Origin of the sequence: Neobacillus drentensis (assembly GCF_036962765.1) — a bacterium.
Classification (GTDB): Bacteria; Bacillota; Bacilli; order Bacillales; family Cytobacillaceae; genus Neobacillus; species Neobacillus drentensis_C.
On sequence record NZ_JBALOS010000032.1, the window covers coordinates 64,332 to 70,622 of the forward strand.

The 6,291-nt window shown below is 37.7% G+C and carries 7 protein-coding genes; 4 read left to right on the forward strand and 3 right to left on the reverse strand.

Annotation, left to right across the window (positions count from 1 at the left end; genetic code table 11):
• Window positions 1-882 precede the first annotated feature (882 nt).
• The 3 genes from V7137_RS05635 (at window position 883) to V7137_RS05645 (ending at window position 2,799) form a co-directional block, all read left to right on the forward strand.
• Window positions 883-1,287: a hypothetical protein gene (locus V7137_RS05635; RefSeq protein ID WP_335697154.1), complete on the forward strand. Its 405-nt coding sequence runs from the start codon at window positions 883-885 to the stop codon at window positions 1,285-1,287.
• A gap of 1 nt (window position 1,288) precedes the next feature.
• A complete protein-coding gene (locus V7137_RS05640) occupies window positions 1,289-1,966 on the forward strand; it encodes a PspA/IM30 family protein (RefSeq protein ID WP_335697155.1) in 678 nt (225 codons plus the stop codon).
• Between the two features lie 74 nt (window positions 1,967-2,040).
• Window positions 2,041-2,799 carry a M50 family metallopeptidase gene (locus V7137_RS05645; RefSeq protein ID WP_335697156.1) on the forward strand — a complete coding sequence of 253 codons (759 nt, stop codon included), beginning with the start codon at window positions 2,041-2,043 and terminating at the stop codon, window positions 2,797-2,799.
• Window positions 2,800-3,172: 373 nt separating this feature from the next.
• Here the strand turns inward: V7137_RS05645 and V7137_RS05650 are convergent, their stop codons facing one another.
• The 3 genes from V7137_RS05650 to V7137_RS05660 all read right to left on the reverse strand — a co-directional run bounded on the left by V7137_RS05650 (window position 3,173) and on the right by V7137_RS05660 (window position 4,666).
• On the reverse strand, window positions 3,173-3,328 hold the full coding sequence (locus V7137_RS05650) for a YjcZ family sporulation protein (protein WP_335697157.1): 156 nt from the start codon (window positions 3,326-3,328) through the stop codon (window positions 3,173-3,175).
• A gap of 300 nt (window positions 3,329-3,628) precedes the next feature.
• On the reverse strand, window positions 3,629-4,123 hold the full coding sequence (locus V7137_RS05655; RefSeq protein WP_335697158.1) for a GNAT family N-acetyltransferase: 495 nt from the start codon (window positions 4,121-4,123) through the stop codon (window positions 3,629-3,631).
• Window positions 4,124-4,180: 57 nt separating this feature from the next.
• Complete coding sequence (locus tag V7137_RS05660; RefSeq protein ID WP_335697159.1) at window positions 4,181-4,666, reverse strand: DinB family protein; 486 nt, start codon at window positions 4,664-4,666, stop codon at window positions 4,181-4,183.
• Window positions 4,667-5,364: 698 nt separating this feature from the next.
• Here V7137_RS05660 and V7137_RS05665 point away from each other — a divergent pair.
• Window positions 5,365-6,006, forward strand: a complete 642-nt coding sequence (locus tag V7137_RS05665) for a GTP pyrophosphokinase (protein WP_335697160.1) — start codon at window positions 5,365-5,367, stop codon at window positions 6,004-6,006.
• The last annotated feature ends 285 nt before the right edge of the window (window positions 6,007-6,291 follow it).

Consider the following 6,291-nt stretch of genomic DNA (forward strand, 5'->3'; position numbering starts at 1 on the left):
CATGAGTTTTGTCCATCGGAGAGCTTACGATAGACATTGGACCGTAAACAAGCATGTAAAAACCATGATTATTAACATTAACCAATTTCCACTTCATAACACAAAAACAACCTTTTTTAGGTTGTCTTAGATGTGCCTGGCAACGTTCTACTCTCACAAGGACGCGTGTCCCAACTACCTGAACGGAATTGAAATCGGCCAGCTCTAATAGAGTATTGCTTCATAAATGCGCCCATAAGTGCTAAAAATTCGCTCATTATGAGCCCAGATTCGTTCATTGAACCTGGAAATTCGCCCGATGAATAGATAAACGGTTAAATGCGCCCTCCCCCAAAATAAGCATGTTATTTCTTCAAAGTACCCCCGATTCATCCTCTTACCTATTTTTGGTAAAAAATACACCAACTCTTGGATAAATTAGGTAGAAAATCTTACATATTCAAAGATTAAGAGAGTCGGATGCATTCATCGCAGGAAAATAGTGGCGATTTATGCGAATTGTAAATCCTTATTACATAATTTGGGTCACTTATTACATATCTTACGCGACTTACTACATAATTCAGGACAATTACTACGTATTTCTCGAAACTTACGACATTTGATGGATAATAATTGGAAAACCTGTAAATCTGAAGCTACTTACGACATATTTTACGGAGCTTATTACATAATTACCGACGCTTACGACATAATTACCGAAACTTACGACATTTGTTGGATATTAATTGGAAATGACCTTCGAACTGGAATCTAGTAGTAGCCACCGAATCTCCTTTCAGCTTGCATCAAAAAATTTTATTGCTAGTTCCTCTTTTCACCAAGTTTTCACCATGCCCTATTAATATTTAATACATCAGATAACGAAAGGAGATAAACAAGATGAACACAAAAGTAAAGAAGGGTATTTTCTGGGGAGTCATCGTTGCTTCTACCGTATTGGTCATCAACGTACTCCACTTTCTTCTAGGAGGAGGGAGCGCTTATGCGAGAGGTCCAGAAGGACATGGTCCGGGTGGAATGGGTCACCGCGGCGGATTTGGCGGGGGCCGCCAAATGATGAATGGCGCTCACCATGACGGCGGATTCCCTTGGCTCTTCCTTATTATTGGACTAGCTGTGCTAGTCCTATTAGTAAGATGGTTTAGAAAGAAGTCAAAAGCTTCTTCGATGCAACAGTTTATTAACACTTCTGTTGTAAGTTCGCCTATACCAGTAACCAATCAATATGGAAACATTTTAGATCAATGGGAAAAAAATCTAGTAACGAAAAAGGAGAATGAATAACATGGGTATTTTTAAAAGATTAAAGACGATTACAATGGCGGAAATTAACGGATTATTAGACGGTATTGAAGATCCGATTGCGATGTTAAATGAATATTCTAGGGAAATGGAACAGGAAATTGCCAAAGGTCAGAAAGCCTTAGCAAGGCAAATTTTTGTAGAGAAAAAACAAGAAGGACTTATTTCTGAAATCAAATCGTTGGTGGACAAGCGTACTCGTCAGGCGAAATTGGCGATTGAGCAAGGTGACGAGGCAATGGCAAAACTAGCCGTGCAAGAAAAGATCAACAAAGAAAACGAGTTACAACTATATGTTGACCAATTAGCGTCGATTAAAGGACAAACCCAAATCCTCATCGAAAAATTGGACCAGCTGAAGGAAACATATAACCAAATGCAGCAAAAGAAAAGCTTGTTAGCTTCACGTGCGAATGTGGCTCAGTCGATGAAACAAATTCAGAAAGTAACGGTTAGATTCAATACCGATGATATTGCAAGAGGAGTGGCCCGTGCCGAAGAGAGAATCTTAATGATGGAAGCGGAGGTACAAGCAGGAAATGAGTTTGCGACTCCGTTAGCTCAGTTTGATGCGGCATACAATAGCTATGTGAGCGAGGAAGAGCTCAGTAAGGAACTTGAAAAGTTAAAGAATGAAAAAGAAAAAGTGGCCGCATTATAATTCAGGGGGAGAGGAGCACCACCATCTAGGATGGGTGCTTCTCTTCCTATCTGGCCCAGAGAGGAGGAGTGACATTGAGTACGACCACGCTGATTCTTCTTTACCTCGGTGTAGCGTTGGTGGGGAGCTGGCTTCCTTTTATAAGGGTTTATTTAGCCCATTTTCATAACCTGGTCAATCTCGTGATCAGTGTTTGCCTGGAAGGTGGGAAAATTCATCTGTATCGAGATGGATCAGGACAGACAACTGGGAGTGATCCTTCACAGTTTAGAAAAGCACTTATTTCGTATGCAGGCTATACGGGTGCTTCGGTGGCAGCAATAGGCTTGTTTTATTTAGTATCGAAAGGCCACTATCATTTGGTGATTTATCTTTATTTAGGGCTTAGTGTTCTTGCCTTAATGTTATGGATACGAAACGCATTTGGGGTGATATGGGGCCTTTCAACTGCTGTTCTACTGGCTTTACCCATGTATTTTCGCTACGAAAATGGTTTACCTATCCATGTTAACTTCGAAATGGTACTCGTTCATATTAGTATTTTTCTAGCATCGGTTTTATTTGTTCAATCTATGATTGGTGCCATTCAAGTGTGTAAACAATCGTTTATGAATAGGAGCAATCCGAAAAGGAAGGCGGCACTGGTGCAAACAAAATTAATTCCGGCCGTTGTTTTGGGAATAATCCTGTTTGGACAGACCGTTTTAGTTGGCTATTTTTTTGCGCTAAATTTTATCAGTCTTCCATTTAGTTTTGACATGGTTTTGCCTAATCAGCTTCTCGCTGCCAAAAATGAGATCTGGTCGGCACTTAGTGAAAGTTTTAAAGAGTAACAAGGATGACCGGGTACCAATCATATTCTTATGGCATTAAAGCCCCCTTTAGAACAATAGAGACTTGGCTAAAAATGCAAGAAACGTCTGCTTGAAAGCAAACGTTTCTTTGGAGGTAAGAAATGAATTAGATTTGGCTTGGTGTAGTAATAACATATGTACAAGATCTAAAAAGGTATAGACAAGTGTTTAGCTGAATAAAAATAATTCTCAAAAAAAGGCTTATCCCAGTGTTATTCACATGAACGGATGCATAATCTAGAGTGTAGCCGAAACCCCATAACCAATCCATGGATCCATACACCTTAATGAGGTATCGTTCAACTCAAAAAAAGCCCTTAAAGGGCTTTTTTTGAGCTAAGAGTAATTTTTTTTAGAAGCAGATTACTGCTCCAACAATGATTAATAGGATAAACAATACAACGATTAAAGCAAAACCGCCGCCGTAGCCGCAACCGCCGCCGTAGCCAAAGCCACCACAACAACCGCCAAAGCCACCGTATCCACCAAAGCCACCATAACCAAACATTTTATTACCTCCTTTAGAATATTCCATACAATTTATGTTAAGAAATGAAAAATGGTAAGGGCACTTTCACTAGGTTTTTTTGAGGACAAATACATTACCTATTACGAACCCCGCCCTATGTAGCGAATAGCTGAATTTCCTTCAAAAAAAAAAAAATCCCCACTTGGAGACTTCATCAAGGTGAAGGATCTCACCTTCCCACGCGCATCATTTTAGATAAATAGAAAAAAGCCGCCGAAAATGGCAGCTAAATCTTTAACTCTTGCTCCCGATACTTGAGGAACGAAATTTCGTTTGGTTCTAATCAACCAAATACTTGTAAAACTTTTTATCGACCTGCAACACTGGAAAATTCTCAGGTAAATCTTTAAGACCTATACCTGTAAATCCATTTTTTTCATAAAATCTATGCGCAGCTAAAAATTGTGGTGTGGTTCCGAGATATACTTCTTTAATGGACTTTTCTCTCGCCCATTTAATGGCAGTATTTAATAAAAGACTGGAAGTTTTAAATTTTCCTCCTCGATATTCTTTATCTACAAACATCTTTCTTAATGCAACTTGATGATTCCCAATGTCTAAAAGACTGATTGTACCAACTATTTTATCGTCATAAAGAGCCACCCAAAAGTTTCCGCTACCAGTCTGATAAAAATCCTCTATGGTAAACAAATCGGGCTGGTCATCCTTGGTTATCTGAATATTGTATTCTTGTTGCTGAATATGAAGAATTAAATCCACAACTTGAGCTTGGTCATCTTTAGAGTATTCTTTCACAACGGGACTGTTGTTCATAAATGTTACACCGCCTGTAAAATATATAGAAACCGACTAAATTACTATCTATTTGAATTATTTATTCGAATGAGAGGAAAGACCCCGACCTATAAGGTTTGCAGAAACAGGCTTTTTTCCTAATTCCCTTGCCCAAATTGATAATTGCCCTATATGGTGAATTTCGTGAGCAATGGCATGGCGCATTATTTCACCCCAAGTATCCGTCACAATTCTTCCATTTGGCAAGGTATCATAAAATAATTGATTTTCCATACTAGCATCCCAGCTGTTCACAAAGTTTTCCACTTCTAAATGAAATTCAGCGTCCAATTTTCGAACTTTGTTCAAGCTTTTATAACTATCGAAACTCTCCTGAAAGTCAGTTTTACCTTGTAAGAGACGTATCCAGCTCCATTCGACATCAACAATATGGAAAAGTGTGTGCAATATACTTCCCATTCCACCCGTTCGGTTCCGCAGAAGTTCTTCTTCACTTAACTCTTCACACCAACGATACCAGTCTTTTCTTACCATCCAGTTATATCTAAAAAAAGTTTGCAAAAATGCCCCTCCCCATTTGGAAAATAATTCAACTGTGAAAATACTATAAGAGTAATACTAAACATTGTTAAATATTACTATTTCTACAAACATAGGTTGAATTCCTTGTTCAACAATCCTACCCAGTTAGTGCAATAACAAAAGGGATATCCGTAGTAATCCCTGATTTTCAACTCTTGCACCTGTTAGAGCTTAATAAGAATCCCTTAATTTAAAGCCCTGTTTTTTGGCATACTCATTAATTAGATTGATTAAATTATCTTTGTAAATTGAAATTGTTTTATGAATTTCCTTATGTTCATCCTCTGGTTAAACATATTCGTCAAAAATAAAAAAATTTATATGGTCCATCTTTTTAATAATGGCTGTTTTCGTAAAGTTTGTTGCTTTTTTAGTGTAATTTAACTTTAACAATCTGAGTTGATTGTAGCGGAGGGCACTTGACTCCTGCGGGAAAAAGAGGGAAGTGGGAGACCCCACAGGCGATAACGCCGAGGAGCGTCATCCCTCCCCGCGGAAAGCAAGTGCCTGGAGCGGAAATCAACATGCGAAAAGAGCCTTTAGGTACAATGGTTTGGGGGTTTCAGACGTAGGATGTAAATAACAAGAGAAAGTAAAAAATTTCCTATTAGAACATATTTTTTTACTTCGAATCATCTGTGTTATGATAACAAAATAATAACTGGAGGGTTGTGGACATGCTGAAAGAAAAGATTAAGATCGAGGTCATTCAAAAAGTAATAGACAATTGGAGGGGATTCTTTCTGCTCTACCAAATGGCATTACACGAATTAGAAAGTGATTTCAAGATTATTGACTTAGAGTGGAAAACACAGCATGGCTATTCCCCTATTGAACATTTGAAAACACGTATGAAAACAATAAAATCTTTGGTGGAGAAAATTCAAAAAAAAGAAATTCACTTAACACAAGAAGCGGTAAGGAATGAAATAAGAGATATTGCGGGTGTTAGAATTGTTACAAGTTTTATTGAAGACGTGTATATGCTGAAGGAGCATATTGAGCAACGTGAAGACATTCGAATGATAAGCGTAAAGGATTATATTCAGGACCCAAAAATGAGTGGATATAAAAGTCTGCACCTGATTGTAGAAACTCAAGTCATCCTGTCCAACGAAATATTATGGGTTCCAGCAGAAATACAAATTCGTACATCCGCTATGGATTTTTGGGCATCCACGGAACATAAACTAAACTATAAATATCAAGGCGAGACTATACCTGAGGATGCTAAAAAGCAGCTCATAGAGCTTGCTAAAGCTTCTTCCATAATGGATAAGGAAATGTCAAGATTAAGAGCAAAATTACTATCCAATTAAGTAAACGAAGAGACATAAATCCCCGAATCGTGACACTTTCCTCGTTCATTTTCGGGAACAAACGCATTATTTTCTTAAATTTAATTCTTACAAAAATAATTGTCTAGAAAATCTTTAGGATAGTAAATGTGAATTTAAGAGGGACTTCGCTATCATGACTGATTTATAATTACGGTTGACATATACAGCAATATATAAAATTCAACTTTACGAAAAATTAAACGGATATCAAAATGAGCTAGATTATCTCAAGCTCATTTTTTATTTGGCTGTTTTCGTAAAGTT